Origin of the sequence: Halobaculum halobium, assembly GCF_030127145.1 — an archaeon.
Lineage (GTDB): Archaea > Halobacteriota > Halobacteria > Halobacteriales > Haloferacaceae > Halobaculum > Halobaculum halobium.
Genome location: NZ_CP126159.1, coordinates 162,663 through 187,696, shown reverse-complemented (window position 1 = coordinate 187,696; position 25,034 = coordinate 162,663). Strand labels below are relative to the sequence as shown.

Genomic DNA, 25,034 nt, shown 5'->3' with positions numbered 1-25,034 from the left:
CGCTCGAAGGGATTCTCGGGCGGGGAGAGCCAGTACGATCGTCATACACTCAGTATGTTTATCTTATCGCGCGTGCGGCTCAGGCGGGGGGAACCGATAGGTACGGGGCCGTGAGTTGGCGATAGTCCAAGACAGAAGAAAGGATACTGAACGTAATTGGTGGCTATCTTCACGGTATTCGACTCGCCCCTGTAGGAGCCTTCTTTACAGTAGTTGTCTGCTAACGAGTCATGCGACTCAAGTCAACCACGTCGGCCTGTCAGTACGGCCGACATACCGGTCAGAAGGTTCGTATTATCGAACGGGCTGGGGGTACACACAAGAGATGCGTCGGAAACCGAACAGTCGGTACCAACGGAGATCGTGTGGTAAGCACACCTTATCCGGGGTTTTGCGGGCCTTCATCGGAGGCGAGCTGATCGTGGCCTCGACAGAGCAGGAGTGGCGAACGGTCTCTCCGAATCCCGATCCGTCCGAGGACCTGGAGTACGATCTCATCGAGCTCGATTTTATCCCGACGACCACCAGTGACGGCTCGGAGGTACTCGTGTTGCCGACCGAGGAGGACATGCTCCACGAGGAGGCGTTCATGGTCGTCGACCGCGGCACGGTAGTGGACCTCGAAAGTCGAGTGTGACGTTCAACGCACGACTACTGGTGGTTCATATCGCGGGCGTCGCCGTACTCCGAGGACTCGATCCCGCCGGTCTCGCGGACCACCTGTAGCTGCTGGAGCGCCGTCCGAATGTGGTACCGCGACTCGCTCGAGTCCGTCGTCGCGAGCGCCCGACGGAGCGAGATTTCGATCCGCGTGATGCTGTCCGTGTCGTCGCTCGAGTGAGCTGGTGGGGTCATGCCGACAACTTTGCACCCCGGGAGAAAGTTATGGAGTCGTTTCGAGAGACAGTCATTCGCCGGTGGCGTGCACTGGCGCGAAACAGCCCCCACCGCCGTCCGGACGTCGCTGCCGTCGTGGAGAGCGACGCGTCACCGGACACCACTGCGTCCGCAGTTTCCGGGCGGAAGCGACCGTGGAGGACTGATTCTGGCGATGAGGGCGCCCCGGAGACGAGACGGGACGACATCGGCGTCGAAGAACTGCTCGGGCAGGTCCGGCGCGGCCTCGCGTGAGTCGACGGCCCCAACACGGTCGCGTCGGATCTCACAGACTGGGAACCGAAGGGGGCGGCTTATCTCCCTCGGTCGTACGGCTCAGTGATGTCCGACCACGAGTCGACCCGTCGGTCCGTACTGCGCGCGAGTGCCCTCGTTGCTGTCGGCGGCGCCGCCGGCCTCGCCGGCTGCGCTGGCGGAAGCGAGAACGGAGGTGGCGGCGATGAAGAGACACCGACCGAGACGGCGACGCAAACAGCGACGCAAACGGCGACAGACACCCCGTCCGGCGGGTCTGACGGCGGTGAGTCGTTCGGCGGCTGGCTCGACGACGTCGACAACTACGACGGCGTCGTCGACGAGACGGGTGCCGACGAGGTGACCGTCGAAGTCGGGACGGAAGCCAACGGCGGCTACTACGGCTTCGGCCCCGCCGCAGTCAGGGTGTCCAGCGGAACGACCGTCACCTGGGAATGGACGGGCCAGGGGTCCAGCCACAACGTCGTCGCCGAGGACGGGTCCTTCGAGTCAGAACTGGTCGCCGAGGAGGGCCACACGTTCAGCCACACCTTCGAGTCGGCGGGGACGGTCAAGTACGCCTGCGTCCCGCACGAGGCGCTCGGTATGAAAGGCGTCGTCGTCGTCGAGTGATCGGAGGAGTACTCCCCACCAGCACCGAGACAGATGTTCGACACGAGCCAGCGGCCGATCGTCCTCGTCTGGGAGGTCTCCCGCGCGTGCGAACTCGCGTGTGACCACTGCCGGGCGGAAGCGACGCCCGGGCGACACCCGGACGAACTCACGACCGCCGAAGGAAAGGACCTGCTGGAGTCGGCCCGCGGCTTCGGCGACGGGCAGGTGGTCGTCCTCTCGGGGGGAGACCCGCTCAAGCGAGACGATCTCCCGGAGCTGATCGCCCACGGCGACGACATCGGTCTCAGGATGGCGCTCACGCCCAGCGGGACCGCGTCGCTGACGCGCGAGCGCATTGAGCGCCTCGCCGACGCCGGTCTCCGGCGAGTCGCGCTCAGCATCGACGCAGGGTGCCCCGCGGTTCACGACGGCTACCGCGGCGAGCCGGGCGTCTTCGAGGAAACGCTGCGGGCGGCGCGGTGGATCCGCGAGTCCGACCTCGGTCTGCAGATCAACACGACCGTCTGTGAACGGACCGTCGACGAACTCCCCGCAGTCCGCGAGCTGGTCGGCGATCTCGACGCGGTGCGCTGGAGCGTGTTCTTCCTCGTGCGGATCGGCCGGGGAGCGAGGCTCGACCCCGTCTCGCCTGAGCGGGCGGACGAGGTCATGAACTGGCTCCACCGCGTCGACGACGAGGCCGCGTTCGCGATCAAAACGACCGAAGCGCCCCAGCACACCCGTGTCGGGCTCGAACGGGACGGCGTTGACCCCGCTGATTTGACTCCGGGGGTCGGGGCGCTCGCGGCGCGGCCGAACGTCCGCGCCGGCGACGGGTTCGCGTTCGTCAACCACGTTGGAGACGTGACGCCGTCGGGGTTTCTCCCGAAGCCAGCGGGGAACGTCCGCGAGGACGACCTCGTGGAGGTCTACCGCGAGGGCGACCTGTTCAAACGACTCCGCGACCGCGACTCACTCAAGGGGAAGTGCGGCGCCTGCGAGTTCCGCGCCGTCTGCGGCGGCTCGCGCTCTCGGGCGTATGCGTCAACCGGCGACGCGCTCGCGTCCGACCCGCTGTGCCCGTACGTCCCGAACGGCTACGACGGGGCGGTACCGGACCGCGTGGGCGACGCCTGAGTCGGCGCCGGCGCCAGACCCGTGCCGACTACTTTTCCCGACGGCCGGCTCCGATGAGGCGCTTCAACAGCGTTCGGTCGGTGGGTCGCTCGGCCAACAGCAGCGAAGCGTCAACGTCGTCGGCGATGTTCATATGGAGCGAGTCGCTGACCAGCCGCGAGAGCAGCCCCTGCTCGGTGGCGCCGATGAGGACGAGGGTGTTGTCCGCGGCCGCCCGCTCGATCGAGTCCTCCACGTCGCCGGACTCGTCGACGATGCGGTCTGCCTCCTCGAGGCCGTTTTCGGCGGCCCACTCCGCGAGGAACGTCTCGCCGCGCTCGCGGTCCGCGGGCCCGTCGGCGACGTGGAGCAGTGAGACCTCTGCGTCGAGCGCCTCGCGGAGTCCGCGAGCCACGTCGGCGCTCAACACGGAATTGGGACCGCCCGCCGTCGGGAGGAGGACGCGAGAGCAGTCGAGCCCGCGGTCCTTGACCACGAGGAAATCGCACGGCAGCCGGTTGGTCAGTTCATCGATGGGGCGCTCAGCGCGGGCCGAAGCCCACACGCCGTCGTCGGCCCAGCCCATCATCACCAGGTCGGGGCGGGTGCGGTTCGCGCGATCGAACACGTCCTCGAACGAGCGGTGCGTGACGAGCGTCGACGTCTCCACCTCGGCCTCGTAGCGGTCGTTCATGTCGCGCACGCCTTCGAGGAGTTTGTTCGACTCAGCGGAGATCCGGTCGTGGTCAGTCCGGCGGCCGCCGTGGCTGGGTCCGGAGGGGATCTGCACCACGTGAACCACGTGGACGACGCCCTTCTCGCGGGTCGACGCGAGCGCGCACGCCATTTGGACGAGCCGGGACTCGGTCCGGGGATTCGTGATCGGGACGAGGATCCGAAAGGAGTCCGGATCGCGGACGAACTCCTCGACCGTGTCGAACATGGGAACGTATGATCGACCGGCGAGACTCCCCAGCAGAGACTCGCGGATCGACAACCGGCGGACGTTCTCGAATCGGGCCGTCTCCAGGCGCTGTTCGGTGGTCTGGTAGTAGTTGACGATCGTGACCAGTAACACCCCGCCGACGGTGTTGCCAACCAACACCGGGATCACGAAGTCGGTCATCGCCAACAGGAACCCCAAGTCGCCGACGAGCATGAGGTACACCGCCTCGGTGAACGAGACGACGCTGTGATAGAGGTTCCCGAGCGGGATAGTCAGAAACGCGAGATAGACGACGACGAGCCGGGAGATCGTGTCCTGTGCGGCGAAGTTCATCCAGACGACGCCCGCGACGATCAGTCCGGCGAACGCCCCCTTGAAGAACAACTCCCACCGCGTGGTCTCGTAGACGCCCGTCGCCGCCAGGTCCGCGGCGACGGCCGCTGCCTCCGGCGAGAATACGCCGCCGTACGCCAACACGATCGCGCCGATCGCGCCGCCGGTGAAGTTCCCGAGCGCGACGATCGTCCAGTGGCGCAACAGCGACGGCACCGACGCCAGTCGCTCCAGCGTCAACGCGACCGGTGGGAGAGTGTTCTCGGTGTACAACTGGTACCCGCCGATGATGATGTAAATGAAGCCGATCGGGTACAGCATCGCCGCGACGACACTGCTGTCCGTCTGTGGGTACATCGAGGCGTACACCAACAGCGTGATCGTGATCGCGAACCCGCCGGCCAGCGCGGCGAAGAACAACTCACGTGTTCCGGAGGTGATCTCGTGGTCCGCGTCGGCGACGATCCGCTGGAACACCTCATCCGAGGAGAAGCGATCCGGAATGACCGACCCGGACTGTGGAACGCCGTTTTCCGCGTGATCGCGATTGGAGTCGTCGTCGGGCGGCGGATCGTCGTGCGGAGCAGCCATTATCCGTACCACTGTCACCCGGATAAAGAATCTTGGTTTCACCGAACGGGCGACCTACCCCACGGAGCGTGGCGTTTGTGCTGGTCGGCGCTGACGCTCTCAGTTACGCATCGTCCTCGGCAGCGGTGGAGGACGGACGGATCGAGAGCGCGTCGATCCGGCTGTCGTCCATCGCAGTGACCTCGATCACGTGGCCGTCCACGGCAAGCGAGTCCCCCACTTCGGGTACCCTGTCGAGTCGACCGAGCACCAGTCCCGCGATCGTCTCGAAATCGTCGCTCTGAAACGACGTACCGAGTGCGTCGTTGAGCGTCCACAAGGGGACGCCGCCGTCGACCTCGTAGCCGCCGTCGGCGCGGCGCCGGATCGACGCCTCGCGATCGTCGGCGTCGAACTCGTCGCGGATGTCGCCGACGACCGCCTCGACGACGTCCTCGACGGTCGCGATCCCCTCGAGACTCCCCCACTCGTCGACGACCGCCGCCATCTGCTGATGCTCGTCACGGAACTGCATCAGGAGGTCGTCGATCGGCATCGTCTCCGGGACGACGAGCACGTCGCGTGCGATGTCGGCGGCGGTCGTGTCGGCCGCCTCCGCCGACTCTCCGGCGCGTAGCACGTCCTTGAGGTCGACGAACCCCACGATCTGGTCGGCGTCGTCGGCGTCGACGACGGGATAGCGGGTGTGTTCGGCCGACAGCGCCGTCGATCTGATCGCCGACAGCGTCGCGTCGGCGGGGACGGCGACCACGTCGGGACGCGGCACCATCACCTCCCTGACGACGGTGTCGTCGAGGTCGAACACCCGTTCTATCATCTCGACCTCGCGAGCGTCGACGTTGCCCTCGTCGCCCGCCCGGGACAGCACCATCAGGATCTCGCGTTCCTCCAGCGTCTCGTCGGTCTCGGATGCCGGCGGGATGCCGATCAGGCTGGTGAAGGCGTTGGCCGTCCCGTTGAACAAGACGAGCCCCGGGTAGAACACGTAGTAGAACAGCTTCAGCGGCGGCGCAACCAGCAGGGCGATCCGCTCTGCGCGGGCGATCGCGATCGTCTTCGGCGCGAGCTCGCCGAAGACCACGTGCAGGAAGGTGATGAAGCCGAACGCGAGCCCGAACGTCACGATGTGGAGGATATCGGGCGGAAGCAACGGCCCGAGCACCGGCTCGACGAGCGACGCCACCGCGGGCTCGCCGGCCCATCCGAGCCCGAGCGAGGCGAGGGTGATCCCGAGCTGCGTCACCGCGAGGTAGTCGTCGAGCGACCCCATCGCCTCCTGAAGCGTGTCCGAGCCGGGGCGTCCCTCCTCGACGAGCTGGTCGACGGAGGTGGATCGGACGCGGACGAGGGCGAACTCCGCGGCGACGAAGAAGCCGTTCAACACCACGAGCACCAGCGCGATCAGGAGGCGACCGGCGGCGAAGACGAAATCTACCATTCGCCACCCCGGTGGGGTCGGAATCTGTGCGTGCCCGCGAGGACGGGCCGACGAACTGACATACAGGTATACCTCCGCCGGGGTACTTAATTACTCGACCGACGCTACGGCGCAGTATCGGAGAACGGAGCCGGGACGCGGATTCGGGACCCGAACGGAGGGCGAAAACCGAGCGTGAACCGTCGACCGACCGAGGATACGCCTACCGTGGGACAGCGACGAGGCGTTAGCCCTCGTAGCCGGCGTACTCCATCAGCGACGCGAAGATGTCGGTGTCCATCACCTCCTCGTAGACGATCCCCGTGAGCATCCCGCCGGGGTAGCTGGTGCCGTTCATGACGTGGTTCACCTTGTGGCAGTGCATGAGGTAGATCCCCGGGTCTGCGTCGGCGGTGAACTCGATGGTGTGGCGCTCGGCGGGCGCGATGTCGGTGATGTCCATCTCGTGGCGGGCGGCCTCGGGGATGGTGCCGCCGTCCTTCTCGACGAGTTGGAACCGGTGGTTGTGGATGTGCAGCGGGTGGTTCATGTACCCGCCGTTGACGTAGTGGACGCGGACAGTATCGCCCTGCGAGACGATCATCGGCGAGCCGTCCTCTGGGTGGAGCGTCCGAGGCGCCGACTTCCCGTTGACGGTGAACACGTCGGGCGAGCGCGTCCGCGGCGAGTAGCTCACGTCCTCGCCGGCCATCATCCGGTTGAGGTCCGAATCCCAGTCTTTCACCGTCATGAAGTACTCCCGGTCGGCGGGCTCGTACCCCTCCGGGTCGACCCGGAAGATACCGTACATCCCCATGTCGATGTGCCGGTGAGTCTGGTAGTGGCAGTGGTAGACGTGCGTCCCAGGTACGTTCGCGGGGATCTCGTACTCGTGTTTCTCCCCGGGATCGACGGTGATCCCGGTCGTCGTGGGGACGCCGTCGTTCTCCCACGTCTTCTGGGTGCCGTGGAAGTGGAGCGTGTGCGGACGTTTCCCGTCGGTGTTGTCGAGGACCACGGTCATGTCCTCGCCTTCCGTCGTTCGGAGGATCGGCCCCGGAACCGAGGGGTCTCGGTCGTCGGCTTGGAACGCCCACACCTGCGGGAACTCGATGGGGCCGCCCATCGCCTCGCCCGGGTGGACCTCGTGGCGCGCCGGGAGCGTCTTCATCGTCACCGATCCGCCCTGCTCGTCCACGTTGACGATCTCCGGAGGCGAAGTGGTCGGCAGCGACGAGTCGGTCTGGGGAGCCGCCGCATCGGTCCCGACCGCAGTCCGGCCGCTCGCCGCTGTCGGCGCGTTACACCCTGCGAGCGCTGCCGTCGCGCCGGTCGCACCGGTGGCCGCCAGGAACTCGCGTCGACTCATCTCGGATCCGGGAGCGCCGATATTCGTCATGCACTTCGACGGAAGTGCGGGAGTAGGTTAGGGACCACACTGGTTCTCAGTCGCCGGGATCACCGGACTGAACCGCGGGACATATACCATCGACCGCGCAACCTGCCCGTATGGTGCGCGACTCCCGGCCGGGGGCCGATCCCGGGCCGAGCCTCCAGCCAGTTCTCGACGCACTCGACGACGAGGACTGTCGGACCATCATCGAGCACCTGGAGGAGCCCTTGACCGCAGGGGAGGTGTCCGAGGAGTGTGAGATCCCAATGTCGACGACATACCGAAAGCTGGACCTGCTCTCTGAGGCACAGTTGCTAGCCGAGAGCGTGGAGGTCAGACAGGACGGCCACCACGCGACTCGCTACCGAACGGACTTCAACGAGGTGATCGTCGCGCTCGCCGAGGACCGGTCGCTCGACGTCGAGATCGAACGGCCCGCCGAGGACGCCGCCGATCGCCTCGCGAGCATGTGGGGCGAGGTTCGCAAGGGGGCCGAGCAATGAGCCACCTCACCATCGCAATTGCGGCGACCAAGACCCTGACGTTCGTCTTCGGCGCGACGATCACGTATCTCTCGTGGACCGCCTACCGCCGGACGAACGCGGCCGAACTCCGCTCGCTCGCGCTGGGGTTTGCGATCGTCACTGTCGGGAGCATGCTGGGGGGCGGAATCGACCTCGTGGGGGACCTGCTCCCCCTCAGCGGGCCCGAGCCGGTCATCCTCTACGGGGTGTTGGTTCAGAGCGCCCTCACGATGCTGGGGTTCGGCTTCATCACGTACTCGCTGTATCGAGACTGAGGCCGGCCGGCTGTTCCGTCGCACCGAGGTGTTCACCGGTCGTTTCGCGCCTGAGCGTCACCGATCCGTTGGCTGCGGTTACTACCGAACCGTTCGCCGCCCCGTGATCGCTTCGATCTCCAGTTCGTAGCCGACCAGTTCTGTCTCCTCGATCGCCTCGTCGAACACTCTCAGCGGGACGTACCACTCGTCGAGGTCTGCAGCAGCCGTCGTCTCCCAGGCGTCTTCGGGGACTCGCCGCAGCGGCCCCCTCGCGATGACGCTCCAGGAGTCGTCGGCCGTCTCGTAACCGTACGCAAGGAAGTTCGCCGTCGCTGTCGCGTCCGCGAACGCCAGTTTCGTGCTGTCGCCGTCGTCGCCGAGTCGAAATCGCAGCGACTCCCCGTCGTAGTGGAACGCCACCGGAACGGCGTACGCCTCGCCGTCCCGTGCGAGCGACAGCACGCCGGTTTCACAGTCCCCGAGACGCTCGTCTACCTCCTCGTCAGTCATTCCCGCCGTGTACACCCGGTCAGTCACATCCATCTGGAACGCCGATCGCCAGTTCGACGGGCTCGGTCATCAATCGGCCGGTGATTCCGCCGCGGCCGGATCGACGTGATCGGACGGGCGACCCGTCGCAGCAGCCGGACTGACGACCGATCTCTCACTGACTCTCGAAATCCGAATCGACTCGGACCCGGACCGCCGAGTGCTTGTACTCCGGGATCTTTGCGACGGGGTCGAGCGCGTCGCCGGTGAGAGTATTCACCAGCGGCTCGGCAGTGTGGAACGTCGCGAAGACGCGACCGCGACCGACCGCTGGAGTCACTTCGACACCTACGCGGACCGAACCTCGTTCGCTTTCGACGATCACGCGATCGCCCTCGGCGATCCCGCGGGCTTCGGCGTCGTCGGGGTGGATCTGCAGCCGTTGCGGACCGGCCATTCGGGTTAACCGATCGGAGCGACGCGTGAGCGCACCGCTGTTGAAGTGTTCGACGACGCGGCCGGTCGTCAACACGAGGTCGTCGTCGCCGACTGCGTCGACCGGGTCCACGTGCTCGACGACCCGAAGCTGCGCGCGACGCTCACCGTTCGCGTACGTCGACTCGTGGAGGACGGCTGTCCCGCCCTCGGCGCCCTCGGGAAACGGCCATCGCTGGCTCCCGGTTCCGATCCCGTCGTACGACATTCCCGCGTACGGCGGGGTGACACGCGTCAGTTCCTCGAATACCGCCGCCGGGTCGTCGTAGGCGAACGCGTCGGGGGAGCCGGTGAGTCTGCTCCCGATCTCACACAGCACGTCGAGATCCCTGCGGGCGTCGCCAGGCGGGGCGACGTTCGGTCGCATCCGGAGCACCTGTCGGTCGGTGTTCGTGACGGTCCCGCCGCGCTCGGCCCACGCGCTCCCGGGGAGCACCACGTCGGCGTGTTCGGCGGTCTCGGTCACGAAGAGGTCTTGAACGACGAGGCAGTCAAGTTCGTCGAGCGCGTCGGCGACGCGGTTGGCGTTCGGCTCGGTGACAGCGGGGTTCTCCCCGAGGACGAACGCGCCACGGACGGACTCGCCGAACGCGTGGGTCGCCTCGACCTCGGTGAGCCCGGGGGCTTCGGGGAGTTCGGCCGCGTCGATCCCCCACTCGCCCGCGAGTTCCGCACGGGCCGGGCCGTCGGTAACCGGTCGAGACCCCGGGAGCATGTCAGGGAGCGCGCCCACGTCGCTGGCGCCTTGGACGTTGTTCTGGCCTCGAAGCGGGTTGACACCGGAGCCGCGGCGGCCGACGTTGCCGGTGAGTAGCGCGAGGTTGAGTAGCGCGTGGACGTTCGCCGTGCCGCATCGATGCTGGCTCAGACCCATCCCCGTGACGATCGCTGCGCGATCCGCCTCGGCGTACGCGCGGGCTGCGTCCCGGAGGTCCTGAGAGCCGACGCCGGCCAGTGCGGCGGACTCCTCGACGTCGACGCCGCCGGCGAACGCCTCGAACGCGTCGACGCCGGCGACGCGCTCGTCGCAGAACTCGCCGTCGTCTCGGCCCTCAGAGACGATCGTCGCCGCCATCGCGTTTAACAGCGGGATATCGTACCCTGGCCGAACTGCCAGGTGGCGGTCAGCCGCCCGAGCGGTCGGCGTTTCGCGCGGGTCAACGACGATCAGTGTCGTTCCCTCGCGGAGCGCGGGGAGGAGATACGAGCGGAAGATGACGGGGTGGTTCTCTACCGGGTTCGCTCCGACGACGAGGAACGCGTCTGCCTCGCCCAGGTCGTCCAGCGAGTTCGTCATCGCCCCCGCACCGAGCCGCTCGTGCATCGCCGCGACCGTCGAGGAGTGGCACAGCCGCGCGCAGTTGTCGACGTTGTTGGTCCCGAGCAGTCGAGCGATCTTCTGGAACACGTAGTTCTCCTCGTTCGTGCAGTTCGACGAGGCAAACAACGACAGCGCGTCCGGCCCATCCGCCGAGACGATCTCCGTGAACTCCCGTTCGACGCGGTCAAACGCCTCCTCCCACGTGGTCTCGACGAGCTCCCCTCCCTCTCGCACCAACGGCGTCGTCAGGCGATCGGGGTGGTCGACCACGTCCCACGCGGCGGCCCCCTTCGGACACACTTCCGCCCGCGTGTTGACCGGTCCCTTCCACCCCCGCGCGTCGCCGCTCGACTGGTCGTATCGGATCCCGCAGCCGACGCCGCAGAACGGACAAACACTCGGTGCGGGGTCGACGTCCCGGTCGCTGTCGGCCATACGCGACGTTCGGTTGGGAGGGTGCTATACGTTGTTGCCATCACAGTTCCTCGCATCGGCGCCACGTCAGGACGAACGAGAGAAGCGTGATCCGGCTAACCGCGGTCACCGTGGCGGTCGCGTGCCGACGCGACGCGAGGACGACGGTACTACTATCAACTGGCCGATCGGATCCGAACGCAGCGATGCTCGAATCGCCACGCGGGGAGTCGGCGTGAACTGTGCCGACCGGCGGTCGCGACGATCGGGGACGGGATCAGGCGACGTCGGACCGGGTGGTCGCGTCGGTCCCCAGTTCGCCGCGGAGCCACTCCGAAACCACCCACGCCACGATCGCTACCCCTTCGATCCGCGCCAGAGTGTACACCGGCTGACGGAGTTCGACGTCTCGATCGCCCGCAGCGGCGACACGCGTCCAGAAGTCGACCATTCGACGCGGCAGAAGCGCCTCGGCGAGTCCGATAGCCAGCAGCGGCGGCTCGAGTACCGTCCGTGGCGCGTCATGTCGGCGAACGGATTCGCGTTCGGTGGCGACGAGTTCAGAACGCTCTCCGCCGCCGGAGAAGCGAGCAGATGACCGGTCGGCGGGTCGACGCCGCGGTCGTCGCGGTCGCGGTGGCGGCGGCCGGCACCGTGGCGCTCGGACCGGGAGCGCCGTCACTGTCACCCGCAGGGCGGTACGTGCTGGCGACGGGAGTGTTCGCGGCGATCCTGTGGGTGACTGAGGCGCTCCCGCTCCCAGTAACAGCGCTGTGTATCCCGGTGCTGTTGACGGTGTTTGGCGTCTACCCGACGCTCGGCGGCGCACTGGTCGGGTTCGCGGACCCGGTCTTGGCGCTGTTACTCGCCGGCTTCGTGCTGGCGGCCGCGTTGTCGAAACACGACGTCGACAGGCGTATCGCCTACCGGCTGGTCGCGCGGATCGGCACGTCGCCGCGCCGGCTCGTGCTCGCCGTGATGGTCGCGACCGCAGGCCTGTCGATGCTCATCTCGAATACTGCAACGACAGCGATGATGGTCCCAGTCGCGCTCGGCGTCGCTCGTACGACCGTGGGGAAGCCGGCAGAGATCGCACAACCAGACGGCCCTGCGGACCAAGCTGGAAACGCCGATACCCCCACGAACGTCGAAACCGCGGCCCTGTTGGGGACCGCCTACGCCGCGAGCATCGGCGGGGTCGGCACGCTGATCGGGTCCCCGCCGAACGCGATCGTCGTCTCCCAGCTATCGGCCCGTCTTGGGTACGATGTCGGGTTCGCCGAGTGGATGCTCGTCGGGGTTCCACTGGTTGCGGTGAGCCTGCCGATCGCGTGGTACCTGCTCGCAGTCAGGCTGTATCCACCGGAGGTCACCGACGTGACCGGGGCTCGTGAGCACGCTCGCAAGCAGTTGGCGTCGCTGGGACCGGTTGGCCCCGTCGGACGGCGGGTCGTTGCGGTCGCCGCCGGGACCGCCGGCCTGTGGCTGCTGGGCGGGGTCGATTTCCTGTTCGAACCGCTGTTGCCCGGTCGGTGGTACACGACCCTGTTCGGCGGCTCGGGAGAGAGCGTGTTCGGCCTCGGCCATCAAGGAGTGCTGTACTACGTACTCGTCGGGCTGATCGCGATCCCCGTGCTGTTCGTCGTCGACGCCGTGGAATGGGACGACGTGCAGTCGATCGATTGGGGGACGCTCGTCCTGCTTGGCGGCGGGCTGTCACTCGCCGACGCGCTCGCGCGGACCGACGCGGTCGCTTGGCTCGCCGACACCGCGCTCGGACCGTTGGTCGGCGTCCCGATCGTCGTGCTCGTGTTCACGATCGTCGTCGCGACGATCCTCGTCGGCGAGCTGGCGTCGAACACCGCGATGGCCGCCGTTCTCGCGCCGCTGTTGATCGACGTGGGGCCGCGGTACGCCGACGCCCTCGGGACCTCGGGGGAGCTCGCGTCGGTGCTGTTGGTCGTCACCGGCGGCGTCGCCGCCAGCTTCGGGTTCGCCCTCCCGGTGGCGACGCCACCGAACGCGATCGTCTTCGGGACCGGTCGGGTGGACCGCTCGCGGATGCTTCGTGCGGGCAGCGTGCTCGACGTGGTGTTGGCTGTCGTGGTGACTGGAGTCCTGCTCGCGCTGTTCGTTCTGGTGTGGCCGCACGTGCAGTAGGCCGACAGCGACCGCGGTCGGAGCGGGGGCGACGGCTGACCCAGGTCACTCGGCCGGCGTCGACAGCTCGACCTCGTCGGCCTCGATGTCTTCGACGAACGCGCCGGGGCCGCCGACGGTGACCCGCTCGCCGTCGACGTCGAGAGTGAGCGTGTGCTGGACCGGGAAGTCGTTGGTCGCAGGCGCCACCAACCCCTGGCTCACGTCGATGACTTCGCCGGTCACCTCGACCGCCTCGCCGCCGTCGATCAGTCGGCCGTCGACGTGCGCGCGGACCGTGTCGTCCGACCGTCGGTGAAGTTCCGCCTGAAACACGGCCTGCCGGAAGTTCGTGTACGACGCCGGCAGCGGCGCCGGGTCGGCGACGACCATCTCAGCGGCCGCAGGCCAGTAGTTCCCGATGAACGAGCCGACGATGACCGGTGCGAGCTGTTGCTGACTGAAGACGATTCCTTGCTTTCCGCTGTTTGACCGCTCGATCATCTCGGGGGGCGCGACGACGCCAGTGCGGTTATCCACAGTGAGCATCGACGGCATCGGCTGGCCCCACGCGCGCGCCGCGCTGGCGACGCCCGTGAGGTCCCGCGAGAGTCCGTCGTTCGGCTCGTCGACTCCCGTCACGATCAGCAGGACGAGCACGCCTCGGTCCGCTGCCGCCCGAAGGTCGTCGGCGACCTCGTCGAGTCGGTCCAGCGGGAACGAGAGCGTCACCTCCGCGGTCGCCTCGCCGATCGCCCGCCGGATCCGCTTGACGACTGTGACGCGGGATTTCACTACCTCGAACGGCTCGGTCACCGACTCTGTCCTCGAGAATCTCGCCTCCAGCGCCGGCCGCATCGACTGCGCGTCGGTCGCGAGTCGGTCGACGACCTCGCCGGGAGGGTTCGCGCGGATCGTCGTCGGGGTGACGTGGTCGTTGACGGTGACGAACCCGCGCGCCTCCAGTTCCTCGCTCGCGCTGTACACGTACCGCTTGGAGACGCCCGCGGCCTCCGCGACGGTGCTCGCCTTCGCCTCGCCGTGTTCGAGGAGGGTGAGGTAGGTGTCCACCTCCTTGTCCGAGAGGCCGAACCGCTTCAACAGCCCCTCCACGTCGACGTCGCCGGTCGCGGCGGCGTCCGGGAGGTCGTCGGGGCCCGTGGTCATGGCTCACACAGACCCGCGGGGGACCGTATAGTTCCCGGTCTGTGTCCTCGTCGTCGACATGGGTTTCGTCCCCGGATCGACACCGACGCCGACCGCATTCACTCCTCGGCGATCGAGTCGCCGGTCGACTCGGCGGCCACCTCGACGAGCGTCTCGCGCTCCTCGAAGTACGCGGGGGCGTCGCGTTCGGCCTCGAACGAGACGACGCGCGAGACCGCCTCGTCCGGGTCGGCTTCGCCCGACTCTAGTTCGTCGATCAGGCCGTCGGCGAGTTCGATGTACGCCGTTGCCAGCTCCTGAAACAGCCGCATCCGCGACTCGGTCGCCTCGACCATCGCCTGTTTGCGCTGGAGGTCGGACTCCGCCTCCGAGAGGTTCGCTACCTCGTCACCGACGTCTCCGGCCGTCCGCTCTGGGTCGTCTCCCGACGCCTCGGCACCGGCATCGTCGCCGGCGCCGCTCGCGCCCGTCTCCTCGTGGGCGTCGGTGGCGTCGAGATCGGCGCGCAAAGCGGCGATCCCCTCATCGATCTCGTCGATGCGGTCGCTCGCCTCCGCTGCCATCGTCTCGACGCGACCCGCGAGGAGCCCCGCTTGGACGCGGCAGTACTCGACGAGTTCCTCGACCGTTTGGTCCGCCTCGCCGGTTCGATCGGCAGCGGCGGCGTCGCCGGCGTCTCGCTCGGGGGCGTTGTCCTCCGCATCGTGCATGCAGTCGGCTTCGGTCCGACACGGAAAAGCAGGTTCGATCACCAACCGAGCCTGAACACTCGCCGCCGGTGATCGCCTCGTCCACCGCCAGATCGCCGTAGACCGCACGCTTTAGCCGACAGCGCTTTCGAGGACACTCAGCGCGTTGTTTCCCCAGACTTCCCCGCAGGGGATCGCGCGGTCGGCGAGCAACAGGCGGCCCGGCCAAGCCATCCGCTGGCCAGACGGATGCAGTAGGATGATCATACCGGGGCATTCGGGTCGATTATGGTATCCAGCGTCCTTGGCGGAGGGGTGCAGCAGCCCGCTCCCATCGAGTTTCCAACCGGTTATTCCCGAGTGACTATTGCAGCCGACAGACGACCGCGTCGGCGACGCAGATCACGCTGGTCGAGTTGTTCGAACCGTCGGCAGCGCTCTCCTCGGCTCCCAGGTCAGCGTCGTCGCCGGTGATCTCTACAGCGACGTCGTGCCCGGTAAGCAGATCCGTCGTGTCGACCGGTTCCGAGAGTTCGACGGTCGCTTCGCCGCCGCCGAAGTTCAACACGACCGCGAGTCGCTCGTCGGCGGACTCGCGAACGTACGCCGTGACCGCGCCCGCGCCGGCGACACCGGCCGCTCCGTCATCTTCTCCGCCGACGATCCCGAGACCGCCTCCGCTCCCCGTTCCTGTCCTGCCGGACTCGCCCCGAACCTCGTAGTGGAGTCGGATGACGTCGCCGTCGCGCAGCGCGTCGTGCTCGCGTCGGGCGGCGGCGAGTCGGCGGTGGTAGTCGGTGAGTTCGGTGTCGCCGTCGTGCCACGACATTTCGCCGCGGTAGTCGGTCATGCCGCGCTCCTGTCCGTAGTACAGCATCGGCGCACCCGGCAGCGTGAACGTCGCCGCCGCCGCCGCCCGCAGCGCCTCGGGTCCGCACTCCGCTCGGTAGCGGTCCTCGTCGTGGTTCTCGACGTACCGCATCTGGACGGCCGCGCGGGGGAACCCCTGTACTGCGGAGGCGTCGACGGCGTCGAGGACGGCGTCGGCATCAGCGTCGCCCGAGCCGACGCGGCGGAGCGCGTCGTACAGCGTCGTGTCGTAGTGCATGTGGAACTCGGCCTCGTGCATGAACGGGTCCCGCGGGATCGTCTCGTCGAGCAGGAGGAACTCTGGGTCCGAGCGGCGGAGCCGCTCAGCCGCCTCCTTCCAGAAGCCGTGGGGAACGCCCCACGCCACGTCACACCGGAAGCCGTCGACAACGCCGGCCCACTCGTCGATCACCGAGAGCATCCACGCGCGGACGGTCGGCGAGTCGTAGTTCACGTCGGGGATCCGCACCCAGTTGAAGCGGAACGACGGCGTCCCCTCGCCGGCCCACTCCACGTCGGAGGGGTTCTCCTCGGGCGGCCGACGGGGGTACTGCTCTGCGAACGCGTCGACGCCCGCCGAGTGCTGCTGGAACGCCGGGTGGTCCCGCGAGGTGTGGTTGATCACCAGATCGAAGACGACCCGGATACCGTGGTCGTGGCACGTCTCGACGAGCGACTCGAACTCCTCGCGCGTGCCGAGGTCGTCCGCGGTCCTGGTGAAGTCAGTGATGTGGTAGCCGTGGGTCGTCGGACTCTGGAGGACGGGGGTGAGCCACAGCACATCGACGTGCAACGAGTCGATATACGGGACCCGCCGCTCGATCTCTCGGAACGTCGTCCGCGGCGTTTCCCCCGCGAACGACCTGACGAACACCTCGTAGATCGTCGGTGACTCCGCCCACGCCGGCGGGTCATTCGGTCGCGTCGCGACCGGAGCGTCCTCGGTATCGTCGACTCCGTCCCTGATATCGCCGGCGTCGTCATCGCCGGCACCCGACAGTTCCACTGTGTCCATCACGCCGTAGCGGTCGGCGACGGGAACCGCGTGGACACGCGCGACACCGTCGTCAGGTAGCGCCGTTCGCTCGACTCTGAGCGTTTCGCCGTCGATCGCGACCGCCTCGTGGTCGACGCTGAGACCGTCGCGACCGTCGAACAGCCACTCGACGCTTGGTTGTGCGCCTGCAGGCGTGGTTTCAGGATCGGGACCCGCCGGCGCCGCCTCTGCGTCCACGGACACGACGACCTCGTCGCCGTCGACGGTCGCATCGAGGTGGAGGCGAGGGCGACCCGGGCCCGAAACCCTCAGCTCCCCCATCGTTCCCTCGCCGAGTTGGTCGTCGAGCGCGAACGAATAGATGTGTTCACCGGGCGGAAGACGCACGTCCAACGCCAGGAAGTCGCCGTCGTCGTACGGCCGAACCTCGGCGACGCTCCAGTCGTTGAACGGCCCCGCGACGGAGACCCGGTCGGGCGTCACCCGCGCAGTCGGCGCGTCGAAGTCCGCCTTCGCGACGCGCAGGGTCACATCCTCGCGCTCGTCCGGGTACGCGCGAACCGTCTGCTCGTGGACGCTGTCGGGGGCGGTCATCTCGATCTGATAGGTACCTGGTACATCTGGCGCGAACTGGACGACAGCGGTGTCGGCGCCCGCATCGCGCCCGGGGACATCACCGTGTTCCAGAGACGCCTCGCTGTCGGCCGGCGCGTCGACGATCGACCACGAGAACAGGCCGTGGCCGTCGCGCTCGGTCGCCGCGCCGTCTGGACCCACGTCGACGAGGTCGTCGAGGTTTCGGGGCGCGAGTTCGATCGACTCGCCGACGCTGGTCGTGCGCGGTGGACCCGGGTGATGCGTCGGATCAGCGGGATCCCCCATCGGACGAGTACCGTCGTGAGAATCGGCGTCCGCGGATTCGGTCATGGGCGAGTTCGATTCCGCCCGGTTCTTGAGCGTTCCGGATCTGTGAACGAATGAAATACGATTACAACAAGAATTATGTCTCGGGCCCCTTCCGATCGAAACATGCGACTTCGTGACGCACTCGATGACCACAAGCGGAACCGAGATCACCCGACTCGGTTCCCCGGCGAGCGGCGCACCACCGCCGGCCTGTTCTGTGGGGCCGGCGGACGCTTGCTTCACGTCGCGCCCGACGGCACGCTGCGTGACTTCGGCTATCCTCTCTCCGGACGCTCCGGTCTGGCAGACTCCAGCTTCGCGGTCCGTCTGGACGATCCTCCGTCCGATCTGGACTGGGAGGCCGACGCGGTCCGCCAGTCCGACGACGGCGGTGCGGTGATCGATCTCGGCGCCGGGGACCAGTCGTACCACGATCCGACTTCGCTCGTCGAAACCGTCCACGAGACGCCTATCGGTCGCTTCCGCCGCCTCGACGCCGTAGTCGAGACTGGCGCCGGCGAGGCACACGTGACGCGCGTCGCGTTCGACGACGCCGACGGCCCGCTCGACGCCGACGCGTCGCTGCTCGTCGGGTCCACGTTCGCGCCCGAGGGACGCGACGCGCGGGTCGGGCAGCTCCGCCACGAACGCGCGATAGAGGTGTTCCACGACCGCGAGCGCGACTTCCTCGCTGGCGCCGGCGGCCTCGACGTGATCGGCGGCGGTCTTCCCGCCGGTCCCGACGCCGTGCTCGCTGCCGAGCCCCACGAACGGGACGCCGACGCGCTCGGCGATCGACGCGAGGAGGACCATCTCGGCGGACACGTCGTCGCCTCAGTCGGGTTCGCGAACGGCGCCGCAGCGGTCGCGACGTTGCTCACCGACCGTGAGGAGACCGAGCGCGAAACAGCGCTCGACGCCCTCGACGACCTCTTAGCGGAGGCGGACAGCGCGGCCGCGGTGACCGAGCTCGCCGCCGACAGCGAGGCCGACGTGTCGCTCCCGCCCGAGACCCCGCGGTCGGAGGCCGCCGTCGACGACCTCCGGGTGCTCTCACTGCTGTCGGCGCCCACCGGGATGCGGATCGCCGGACCGGACTTCGACCCCCACTACGTCCACTCCGGCGGCTACGGGTACACCTGGTTCCGCGACGACGCGGAAATTTCCGGATTCCTGCTGGCTGCCGACGCGACGTTCGACCTTGGGCTCGACGAGTGGCACCGTCGGAGCGCGCGCGCCTATCTCGACACCCAACTCCCGGACGGCACCTGGCCCCACCGGGTGTGGCCCCGGAACGGAGCGCTCGCACCGGGGTGGGCCAACGCCCGCATTGAGGCGCTCGACGACGTGGAGTACCAGGCCGATCAGACGGCGAGCGTCGTCGCGTTCCTCGCCCGACTGCTCGCCAGACTGCCCGCGGGCGACCCCCTCGCGGACGATGTCGCCGCAGCGGTGGACGACGGCCTCGACGGGATGGTCGCGTCGCTGGCCGAGGACGGCCGCCCGGTCGCGTGTCAGAACGCCTGGGAGGACGCCAGCGGGCGGTTCGCCCACACGGCTGCACGCTTCCTCGACGCCTTCTCGGCGGTCGCTGCGCTGGGACCGGACCGGTTCGATCGGGCGGTTGAGGCGACCGACCGCGCCGCGCTGTTGTTCGACGCGCTCGACGACCTGTGGGTGCCCGATCGCGGCGTGTTTGCGGTGCGCGAACGCGCCGACGGGAGCCTCGATGACCGGCTCGACTCGGCGACGTTCGCGCTCGCCGACGCCCACCGCGCGTACGCCGCGATCGGGGAGATCGACGAGGTCCGTCGCGACCGCCTCGTCTCGCACTTGACCGCCACCCTCGACGGGCTGTACCACGACCCCGACGAGAGCGATGTCGCCGGACTGGTCCGCTACGAGGGGGACGGCTGGCGCCAGCGCGGCCAAGGCCACGAAAAGATCTGGACCGTCTCGACAGCGTGGGGAGCCAACGCGGCCGGTGAACTCGCCTCGCTGCTGTCGGCTGAAGACGACGCCCGGAGCGAACAGTTCGACCGTCGCGCGCGCGAGTTACTCGACGTCCTATCGCCCGACGGCCCGCTCTCGATTGCCGGCGGCTTCCTCCCCGAGCAGTTCTTCGACGACGGGTCCCCCGACAGCGCGACGCCGCTCGGGTGGCCCCACGCGATCCGGTTGGCGACGACGGCGTTGCTGGACGATCGGGGCGCGCTTGGCGACTCCGACGAGGACCCCGTCCCCGCCGACGACTGAGCCGATCCTGACACTATCGCTCGATCACGTAATATCCACACCCCAAAAATAGTCGTCTCGTCGCCTTCCTGGCAGGCCGGCTCTCAGTACCCCAGCGCCTCACGGACGAGGACCACCGTCGTGCGGTCCTCCTCGAGTTCCTGTCGGAAGATGAGTTGCTTGGCGATCGCGGATTCGACGCCGTACGCCTCCTTGGCGCGTTCGTTCTCCAGCGGATACGCCACGGACTCGAGCCGGTCGAGTGCGTCGTCGAGGCTCGGTACGATCTTGTTGGTGCCGCTGACGATGATGACGTTCCCCGCGGCGAACGGGTACGCGCCGATCCGGCTGCCAGACCGGTCGGCGGCAACGAGCGCGCCGCTTTCTGCGATCGCGTTGATCCCACCGAGGAAGTACTCAGCCGTCTGCGACTCGCGGCGGGCCGCCTGCCGCTTCGCGTCGTCGTCGATGCCCCAGATCTCGTCCGGGAGGCTCTCCCACTCGTGGTCCCCGTCCGAGAGGTACTCGGTGAACCCGATCTCCTCCAGCGTCGTCGAGTGGCCGTTCATCACCGAGGCACCGGCGGGAATCTGCGACTGAATGGCGTCCACGGCCTGGTCGCCGGTGTCGACGACGATCACGTTGAAGCCGTTATCTCGGAGTCGCTCGGCGGTCGCCTGGACTGTCTCCTCGTCGGGCAGGTCATCGAGTGTCGTGTCGATATCGGCGTCAGATTCGTAGTCGGATTTCTGTTGAGACATGATTGGGTCCTGTGCATCCGACTAGCGGCGAGACAGGCATAAGCGCTCGCGGACACCGATGTTAGGAGGTTACACGACCGTTACTCCCTGTGGCGATCCGAGGACAGGACCGGAAATCAGATCAGCAGTCCTCGGCACAATCGAAGATATCGAGAGAGACAGGAAGGTCCGATATCGAAACCCGTGCGGGTTCGAAACGACGAGTGCCGTCAGTCTGCTGTCGGCTCAGGCGTCTCTCGCACGTCCGGTCCTGAAACGGCCGAACCGTGGGTGAGCGATTCGCCCGTTCGCGTATCGAAGACGTGCACGTCAGATTCGTCGAAGGTGATATCGATGGTCCCGCCCACGCTCGGCGTAATCCCGCTGTCGACTCGAGCGATGAACTCGGGTCCGATGTCGAGATACAGGTAGTTGTCCGATCCGATCGGTTCCATCACGTCGACGGTCGTGGTGATCCCCCGGCCGTCGTCGGCGACCCGAATGTCTTCGGGGCGGACGCCCATTCGAACCTCCTCGACGCCTTCGAGCGCGTCGGACGCCCGCGTCCCGAGGTCGTACGTGAAGTCGGCGTTCGTCCCACGGAGGACCGCACCCGTCTCGGTGGTGTCGACGACGGCGTCGAGCACGTTCATCGACGGCGAGCCGACGAACCCGCCGACGAACTCGTTGGCCGGGTCGTTGTATACCTCGGTCGGCCGGCCGGTCTGCTGGAGTTCGCCGTCGTCGAGGATCGCGATCTTGTCACCCATCGTCATCGCCTCCTCCTGGTCGTGAGTGACGTAGATCGCAGTGATGTCCAGTTCGTCTTGGAGGCGCTGGATCTCGGTACGCATGGTGGTGCGCAGCTTCGCGTCGAGGTTCGACAGCGGTTCGTCGAACAGGAAGACGTCCGGCTCACGGACGATCGCGCGCCCGAGCGCGACGCGCTGTTTCTGTCCGCCGGAGAGTTCGCTCGGCTTGTCTTCGAGTAGCCCCTCGATGTCCATCATCTCGGCCGTCTCTCGCACGCGCTCGCGACGCTCTTCTTTCGAGAGGTCGGTGCTCATCCGAAGGCCGAATTCCATGTTCCCCATGACGGTTTTGTGCGGGTAGAGCGCGTAATTCTGGAACACCATCGCGACGTCGCGCTTGCGAGCGTGCTGGTCGGTTACGTCTTTGTCCCCGATGATGACGCTCCCACTCGTCGGGCGCTCCAGTCCCGCGATCATCCGCAGCGTGGTCGACTTCCCGCAGCCTGACGGTCCGACGACGGTGAGGAACTCGCCGTCGTCGACCGACAGCGTGAGATCGTCGACCGCGACGAGCCGACCGCTGTCGAACGTCTTCCGCAGGTTCTCCATTCGGACGGTAGCCATGGTCCGATGTGATCGGGTACCACGGTTTAGCTCTTTCCCTCGAACGGCGATTTGTGAAGTGGTATTTCGTCGTTCTTTTATCTGATGCGTCAGTCCGGCACGGCATGCCGACACGTGACACGGGAGACGACCGGTCAGGAACCGACGAGCGCGAGCACAGATCTACCGGCGGATCGACGAGAAGGCGCGTTCTCACGGGGGCTGCCGCCGGTGGCCTGGCGGCGGTAGCGGGCTGCGGTGGGTCCGGAGGCGACAGCGCTCCCGACGGGGAAGCCACGGAGTCCACGACGGGCGCGACCGACACGGAGCCGGCCGCGACCCCGCGAGCCGATCCGGAGCCCGTCGAGCTCGCGCCGTTCTGGACGACCGGGGAGAAGGTCGGCGTCGGAACGGCAGTCGGCGACGGGACCGGGAGCGGGCGCGCGGGCGAGGCGAGAGACGGCCGAGTGTGGTACACGCTGACTCGCGGCGCACTCACCGGGGTCCGCTTTCCGCGCGCCGACCTATTGAACGCGCGACGAATGGATTTCCTCATCGCCGACGGCCAAGGGTACGCTGTCCGGACGGCCGAGCTTGATCGACGGGCCGAGGACGACGTGGAGCGGACAACCGTTCCCAGTGCCGACGACGCGCTCTGCTACCGCCACGAATTCGCGTCCACCTCACGGGACTGGACGTTGAGCGTGGAGTACGTCGCAGATCCCGACCGCGACGCCGTCGTGGCCGACCTGACGTTCGACGACGGTGGGGAAGGCCTCTCGCTGTACGCCGTCTGCCGACCGGCCGTGACCACCGGGACGGCGGGAGACCGTCACGCCCGACCGACCGCCGACGGCGACGCCGTCCTTTCTGCGATTGACACGAGTGACGGCGGGGTTGTTCGCGACGCCGATGGCGACGACTACGACGTGTCGATGGCACTCGCGTCGACCCCCGGGTTCGAGTGGGCGACCGCGTCGCCGGTCGGTGAGCCGGCGACCGCGAGACTGTTGCGCCGGGGTATCGAAGGGGAACGCTCCCGAACGGCGACGGGGAACGCCGCGCTGATCGGTCGAGTCGGGACCGGGTCGACCGACGCGACGATCGCGCTCGGGTTCGCTGAGGGAGCCGATCCAACCGCTGCCGTGACTGTCGCGCGCGAGAGTGCCGATGCGCCGTTCGACGAGGTCCGGGAGACGTACCGCGCCGGATGGCGATCGTGGCTCGACGGCGTCGACGTACCCGAGACCGTCGCCGGCGACGGGACGCTCGAACCGTTGTACGTGACGAGCGCGATGACGCTTCGTGCAGCTGAGGACGCGACGTTTCCCGGCGCCGGCGTCGCGAGTCCGTGTGTCCCGTGGGGCGAGGTTATTCCCGCGAGCGAGCCCTCCGACGTGGGCTATCAGTACGTGTGGGCGCGCGATCTCTACCAGTCGTTCACCGCGTTGGAAGCGATGGGAAAATCGGAGGCCGCAGTCGCGGCCGTCGAGTACCTGTTCGGCGTCCAACAGCGCGACGGCGGTTTCTTGCCGCAGAATACCTATCTCGATGGTCGAACGCGATGGGGCGGCGAACAGCTGGACGAGATCGCGTTCCCACTCGTGCTGGCGCGTCGAGTCACCGGCGAACTGGATCGCGCGCTCGACGATCTCGGGTTCGCGTACTCGGACATCGCGGCCTCCGCGGACTACGTGCTCAGAAACGGCCCGGGAACTGGGCAGGAACGGTGGGAAGAGGAAGGAGGCCTTTCGCCGTCAACGATCGCCGCGGAGATCGCCGGGCTCGTTTCCGCAGCGGATATTGCGGCGGAAACGGGGAGCGCAGCCGACGCACTGGTCTGGCTCGCGACTGCGGACCGCTTCCGGGAGGGAGTCCAGAAGTGGTGTGTGACGCAGGACGGGACTGACCGCCACGAACCGCCGTACTACTTCAGGGTCAACGGCAACCGGAATCCGGATGATGGCACCGAGCGATCGCTGGCGAACGGCGGCCGGACGTTCGACGAGCGGAACGTGATCGACGCCGGCTTCCTGGAACTCGTCAGACTGGGCGTACTACCCGCCGACGATGCGATCGTCGAGCACTCGGTTGCCGTCGTCGACGACGCTATCCGCATCGAGACGCCGCACGGTCCCGGATTCTATCGATACACTGGCGACGGCTACGGCGAAGGGGACAACGGCGCGCCGTTCCCCGTGGGGACGGACACCACCGGTCGGTTGTGGCCCCTGCTCACCGGGGAACGCGCCGAGTACGAACTCGCAGCCGGTACCGACTCCGGACCGGACCGGCCCGCGACCCTCCTCTCGACGCTCGCCGGGTTCGCCAACGAGGGGCGCATGCTTCCCGAACAGGTGTGGGACCGAAACGAACCGACCGACTACGGGTGGTCGTTCGGCGCCGGAACCGGGAGTGCGACGCCCCTGTCGTGGAGTCACGCCGCCTTCGTCCGGGTCGCGAACGGTATCGACGCCGGTGAACCGATCGGAACGCCGTCAGTGGTGCGCGATCGCTACGGCGGCGGGTTGCCGCCCCGGCCGACGCTCGACGTGTCCTTGCCCGATGACACCGTCGACTCCGGCGACGTGACTATTGCTGGCGAGACCGACGCGCAGGCCGTCGCGGTCGCCGTGGACGGCGACGCGAGACTTGTTTCCGTCGACGACGGTCGGTTCACGGCGGATGTTTCGCTTTCTTCGGGACGAAACACGCTTGTCGTCGCAGCCGGCGATCCCGACCGATCCGCAGATCGCGCCGGTGTCGCCGGTGCTCGCGTCGACGTTTCTGTCGTCGAGTGAGGTGGCACCGAGCGGTTCTGAAGAACCCGAAAGAGGTCCGTCGGACCCGATCCTGCACGGTCGTACCCGAAGGTTTAAGGTATGAACTACTTA

20 protein-coding genes are annotated in these 25,034 nt (G+C 67.6%); 8 read left to right on the top strand and 12 right to left on the bottom strand.

Going from position 1 to position 25,034, the window contains the following annotated elements; genetic code table 11:
- The first annotated feature begins 421 nt into the window (after window positions 1-421).
- Window positions 422-637 (top strand): hypothetical protein, encoded by a 216-nt coding sequence (locus P0Y41_RS15880; protein ID WP_284063762.1) that lies wholly within the window; start codon window positions 422-424, stop codon window positions 635-637.
- A gap of 14 nt (window positions 638-651) precedes the next feature.
- Here the strand turns inward: P0Y41_RS15880 and P0Y41_RS15875 are convergent, their stop codons facing one another.
- Window positions 652-855 (bottom strand): hypothetical protein, encoded by a 204-nt coding sequence (locus P0Y41_RS15875; protein WP_284063761.1) that lies wholly within the window; start codon window positions 853-855, stop codon window positions 652-654.
- 360 nt (window positions 856-1,215) lie between these two features.
- On the opposite strand from P0Y41_RS15875, the gene P0Y41_RS15870 reads away from it, so the two are divergent.
- Both P0Y41_RS15870 and P0Y41_RS15865 read left to right on the top strand, forming a co-directional pair.
- Entirely contained in the window at window positions 1,216-1,764 is a 549-nt protein-coding gene (locus P0Y41_RS15870; protein ID WP_390214305.1) for a halocyanin domain-containing protein, read from the top strand.
- A gap of 33 nt (window positions 1,765-1,797) precedes the next feature.
- Entirely contained in the window at window positions 1,798-2,883 is a 1,086-nt protein-coding gene (locus tag P0Y41_RS15865; RefSeq protein WP_284063759.1) for a TIGR04053 family radical SAM/SPASM domain-containing protein, read from the top strand.
- 28 nt (window positions 2,884-2,911) lie between these two features.
- Here the strand turns inward: P0Y41_RS15865 and P0Y41_RS15860 are convergent, their stop codons facing one another.
- The 3 genes from P0Y41_RS15860 to P0Y41_RS15850 form a co-directional block, all read right to left on the bottom strand.
- Window positions 2,912-4,732 (bottom strand): formate/nitrite transporter family protein, encoded by a 1,821-nt coding sequence (locus tag P0Y41_RS15860; RefSeq protein ID WP_284063758.1) that lies wholly within the window; start codon window positions 4,730-4,732, stop codon window positions 2,912-2,914.
- A gap of 103 nt (window positions 4,733-4,835) precedes the next feature.
- Window positions 4,836-6,170, bottom strand: coding sequence for a hemolysin family protein (locus P0Y41_RS15855; RefSeq protein ID WP_284063757.1), 1,335 nt, complete (start codon window positions 6,168-6,170; stop codon window positions 4,836-4,838).
- Between the two features lie 226 nt (window positions 6,171-6,396).
- A complete protein-coding gene (locus tag P0Y41_RS15850; protein WP_284063756.1) occupies window positions 6,397-7,548 on the bottom strand; it encodes a multicopper oxidase domain-containing protein in 1,152 nt (383 codons plus the stop codon).
- A gap of 110 nt (window positions 7,549-7,658) precedes the next feature.
- Between P0Y41_RS15850 and P0Y41_RS15845 the strand changes: the two genes are divergently transcribed.
- Entirely contained in the window at window positions 7,659-8,045 is a 387-nt protein-coding gene (locus P0Y41_RS15845; RefSeq protein ID WP_284063755.1) for a winged helix-turn-helix domain-containing protein, read from the top strand.
- A complete protein-coding gene (locus P0Y41_RS15840) occupies window positions 8,042-8,341 on the top strand; it encodes a DUF7521 family protein (protein ID WP_284063754.1) in 300 nt (99 codons plus the stop codon). The genes P0Y41_RS15845 and P0Y41_RS15840 overlap by 4 nt, the downstream gene beginning before the upstream one ends.
- Window positions 8,342-8,422: 81 nt before the next feature.
- On the opposite strand, the gene P0Y41_RS15835 is transcribed toward P0Y41_RS15840, so the two are convergent.
- The 3 genes from P0Y41_RS15835 to P0Y41_RS15825 form a co-directional block, all read right to left on the bottom strand.
- Window positions 8,423-8,833, bottom strand: coding sequence for a pyridoxamine 5'-phosphate oxidase family protein (locus tag P0Y41_RS15835; RefSeq protein WP_284063753.1), 411 nt, complete (start codon window positions 8,831-8,833; stop codon window positions 8,423-8,425).
- A gap of 154 nt (window positions 8,834-8,987) precedes the next feature.
- Window positions 8,988-11,063, bottom strand: coding sequence for a formate dehydrogenase subunit alpha (fdhF, locus tag P0Y41_RS15830; RefSeq protein WP_284063752.1), 2,076 nt, complete (start codon window positions 11,061-11,063; stop codon window positions 8,988-8,990).
- Between the two features lie 256 nt (window positions 11,064-11,319).
- Window positions 11,320-11,493: a hypothetical protein gene (locus P0Y41_RS15825; protein ID WP_284063751.1), complete on the bottom strand. Its 174-nt coding sequence runs from the start codon at window positions 11,491-11,493 to the stop codon at window positions 11,320-11,322.
- Between the two features lie 143 nt (window positions 11,494-11,636).
- On the opposite strand from P0Y41_RS15825, the gene P0Y41_RS15820 reads away from it, so the two are divergent.
- Window positions 11,637-13,202, top strand: coding sequence for an SLC13 family permease (locus P0Y41_RS15820; protein WP_284063750.1), 1,566 nt, complete (start codon window positions 11,637-11,639; stop codon window positions 13,200-13,202).
- A 45-nt stretch (window positions 13,203-13,247) separates the two neighbouring features.
- On the opposite strand, the gene P0Y41_RS15815 is transcribed toward P0Y41_RS15820, so the two are convergent.
- The 3 genes from P0Y41_RS15815 to P0Y41_RS15805 all read right to left on the bottom strand — a co-directional run bounded on the left by P0Y41_RS15815 (window position 13,248) and on the right by P0Y41_RS15805 (window position 17,831).
- Window positions 13,248-14,348, bottom strand: a complete 1,101-nt coding sequence (locus tag P0Y41_RS15815; protein WP_284063749.1) for a TrmB family transcriptional regulator — start codon at window positions 14,346-14,348, stop codon at window positions 13,248-13,250.
- A 98-nt stretch (window positions 14,349-14,446) separates the two neighbouring features.
- Window positions 14,447-15,058: a hypothetical protein gene (locus P0Y41_RS15810; protein WP_284063748.1), complete on the bottom strand. Its 612-nt coding sequence runs from the start codon at window positions 15,056-15,058 to the stop codon at window positions 14,447-14,449.
- 343 nt (window positions 15,059-15,401) lie between these two features.
- Window positions 15,402-17,831, bottom strand: a complete 2,430-nt coding sequence (locus P0Y41_RS15805) for an alpha-amylase family glycosyl hydrolase (protein ID WP_284063747.1) — start codon at window positions 17,829-17,831, stop codon at window positions 15,402-15,404.
- Window positions 17,832-17,933: 102 nt separating this feature from the next.
- On the opposite strand from P0Y41_RS15805, the gene P0Y41_RS15800 reads away from it, so the two are divergent.
- On the top strand, window positions 17,934-20,066 hold the full coding sequence (locus tag P0Y41_RS15800) for a DUF7997 domain-containing protein (RefSeq protein WP_284063746.1): 2,133 nt from the start codon (window positions 17,934-17,936) through the stop codon (window positions 20,064-20,066).
- Between the two features lie 83 nt (window positions 20,067-20,149).
- Here the strand turns inward: P0Y41_RS15800 and P0Y41_RS15795 are convergent, their stop codons facing one another.
- Complete coding sequence (locus P0Y41_RS15795; RefSeq protein WP_284063745.1) at window positions 20,150-20,806, bottom strand: lactate utilization protein; 657 nt, start codon at window positions 20,804-20,806, stop codon at window positions 20,150-20,152.
- Between the two features lie 209 nt (window positions 20,807-21,015).
- Window positions 21,016-22,161, bottom strand: coding sequence for an ABC transporter ATP-binding protein (locus P0Y41_RS15790; protein WP_284063744.1), 1,146 nt, complete (start codon window positions 22,159-22,161; stop codon window positions 21,016-21,018).
- A 104-nt stretch (window positions 22,162-22,265) separates the two neighbouring features.
- Between P0Y41_RS15790 and P0Y41_RS15785 the strand changes: the two genes are divergently transcribed.
- Complete coding sequence (locus P0Y41_RS15785; RefSeq protein WP_284063743.1) at window positions 22,266-24,941, top strand: glycoside hydrolase family 15 protein; 2,676 nt, start codon at window positions 22,266-22,268, stop codon at window positions 24,939-24,941.
- The last annotated feature ends 93 nt before the right edge of the window (window positions 24,942-25,034 follow it).

What these genes read in the sequence shown, in the direction of transcription:
- P0Y41_RS15875 (WP_284063761.1), bottom strand. Translation starts at nt 855, where the DNA reads ATGACCCCACCAGCTCACTCGAGCGACGACACGGACAGCATCACGCGG.
- P0Y41_RS15865 (WP_284063759.1), top strand. Translation starts at nt 1,798, where the DNA reads ATGTTCGACACGAGCCAGCGGCCGATCGTCCTCGTCTGGGAGGTCTCC.
- P0Y41_RS15860 (WP_284063758.1), bottom strand. Translation starts at nt 4,732, where the DNA reads ATGGCTGCTCCGCACGACGATCCGCCGCCCGACGACGACTCCAATCGC.
- P0Y41_RS15855 (WP_284063757.1), bottom strand. Translation starts at nt 6,170, where the DNA reads ATGGTAGATTTCGTCTTCGCCGCCGGTCGCCTCCTGATCGCGCTGGTG.
- P0Y41_RS15850 (WP_284063756.1), bottom strand. Translation starts at nt 7,548, where the DNA reads ATGACGAATATCGGCGCTCCCGGATCCGAGATGAGTCGACGCGAGTTC.
- P0Y41_RS15845 (WP_284063755.1), top strand. Translation starts at nt 7,659, where the DNA reads ATGGTGCGCGACTCCCGGCCGGGGGCCGATCCCGGGCCGAGCCTCCAG.
- P0Y41_RS15840 (WP_284063754.1), top strand. Translation starts at nt 8,042, where the DNA reads ATGAGCCACCTCACCATCGCAATTGCGGCGACCAAGACCCTGACGTTC.
- P0Y41_RS15835 (WP_284063753.1), bottom strand. Translation starts at nt 8,833, where the DNA reads ATGACTGACGAGGAGGTAGACGAGCGTCTCGGGGACTGTGAAACCGGC.
- fdhF (WP_284063752.1), bottom strand. Translation starts at nt 11,063, where the DNA reads ATGGCCGACAGCGACCGGGACGTCGACCCCGCACCGAGTGTTTGTCCG.
- P0Y41_RS15825 (WP_284063751.1), bottom strand. Translation starts at nt 11,493, where the DNA reads ATGGTCGACTTCTGGACGCGTGTCGCCGCTGCGGGCGATCGAGACGTC.
- P0Y41_RS15820 (WP_284063750.1), top strand. Translation starts at nt 11,637, where the DNA reads ATGACCGGTCGGCGGGTCGACGCCGCGGTCGTCGCGGTCGCGGTGGCG.
- P0Y41_RS15815 (WP_284063749.1), bottom strand. Translation starts at nt 14,348, where the DNA reads ATGACCACGGGCCCCGACGACCTCCCGGACGCCGCCGCGACCGGCGAC.
- P0Y41_RS15810 (WP_284063748.1), bottom strand. Translation starts at nt 15,058, where the DNA reads ATGCACGATGCGGAGGACAACGCCCCCGAGCGAGACGCCGGCGACGCC.
- P0Y41_RS15805 (WP_284063747.1), bottom strand. Translation starts at nt 17,831, where the DNA reads ATGACCGAATCCGCGGACGCCGATTCTCACGACGGTACTCGTCCGATG.
- P0Y41_RS15800 (WP_284063746.1), top strand. Translation starts at nt 17,934, where the DNA reads ATGCGACTTCGTGACGCACTCGATGACCACAAGCGGAACCGAGATCAC.
- P0Y41_RS15795 (WP_284063745.1), bottom strand. Translation starts at nt 20,806, where the DNA reads ATGTCTCAACAGAAATCCGACTACGAATCTGACGCCGATATCGACACG.
- P0Y41_RS15790 (WP_284063744.1), bottom strand. Translation starts at nt 22,161, where the DNA reads ATGGCTACCGTCCGAATGGAGAACCTGCGGAAGACGTTCGACAGCGGT.
- P0Y41_RS15785 (WP_284063743.1), top strand. Translation starts at nt 22,266, where the DNA reads ATGCCGACACGTGACACGGGAGACGACCGGTCAGGAACCGACGAGCGC.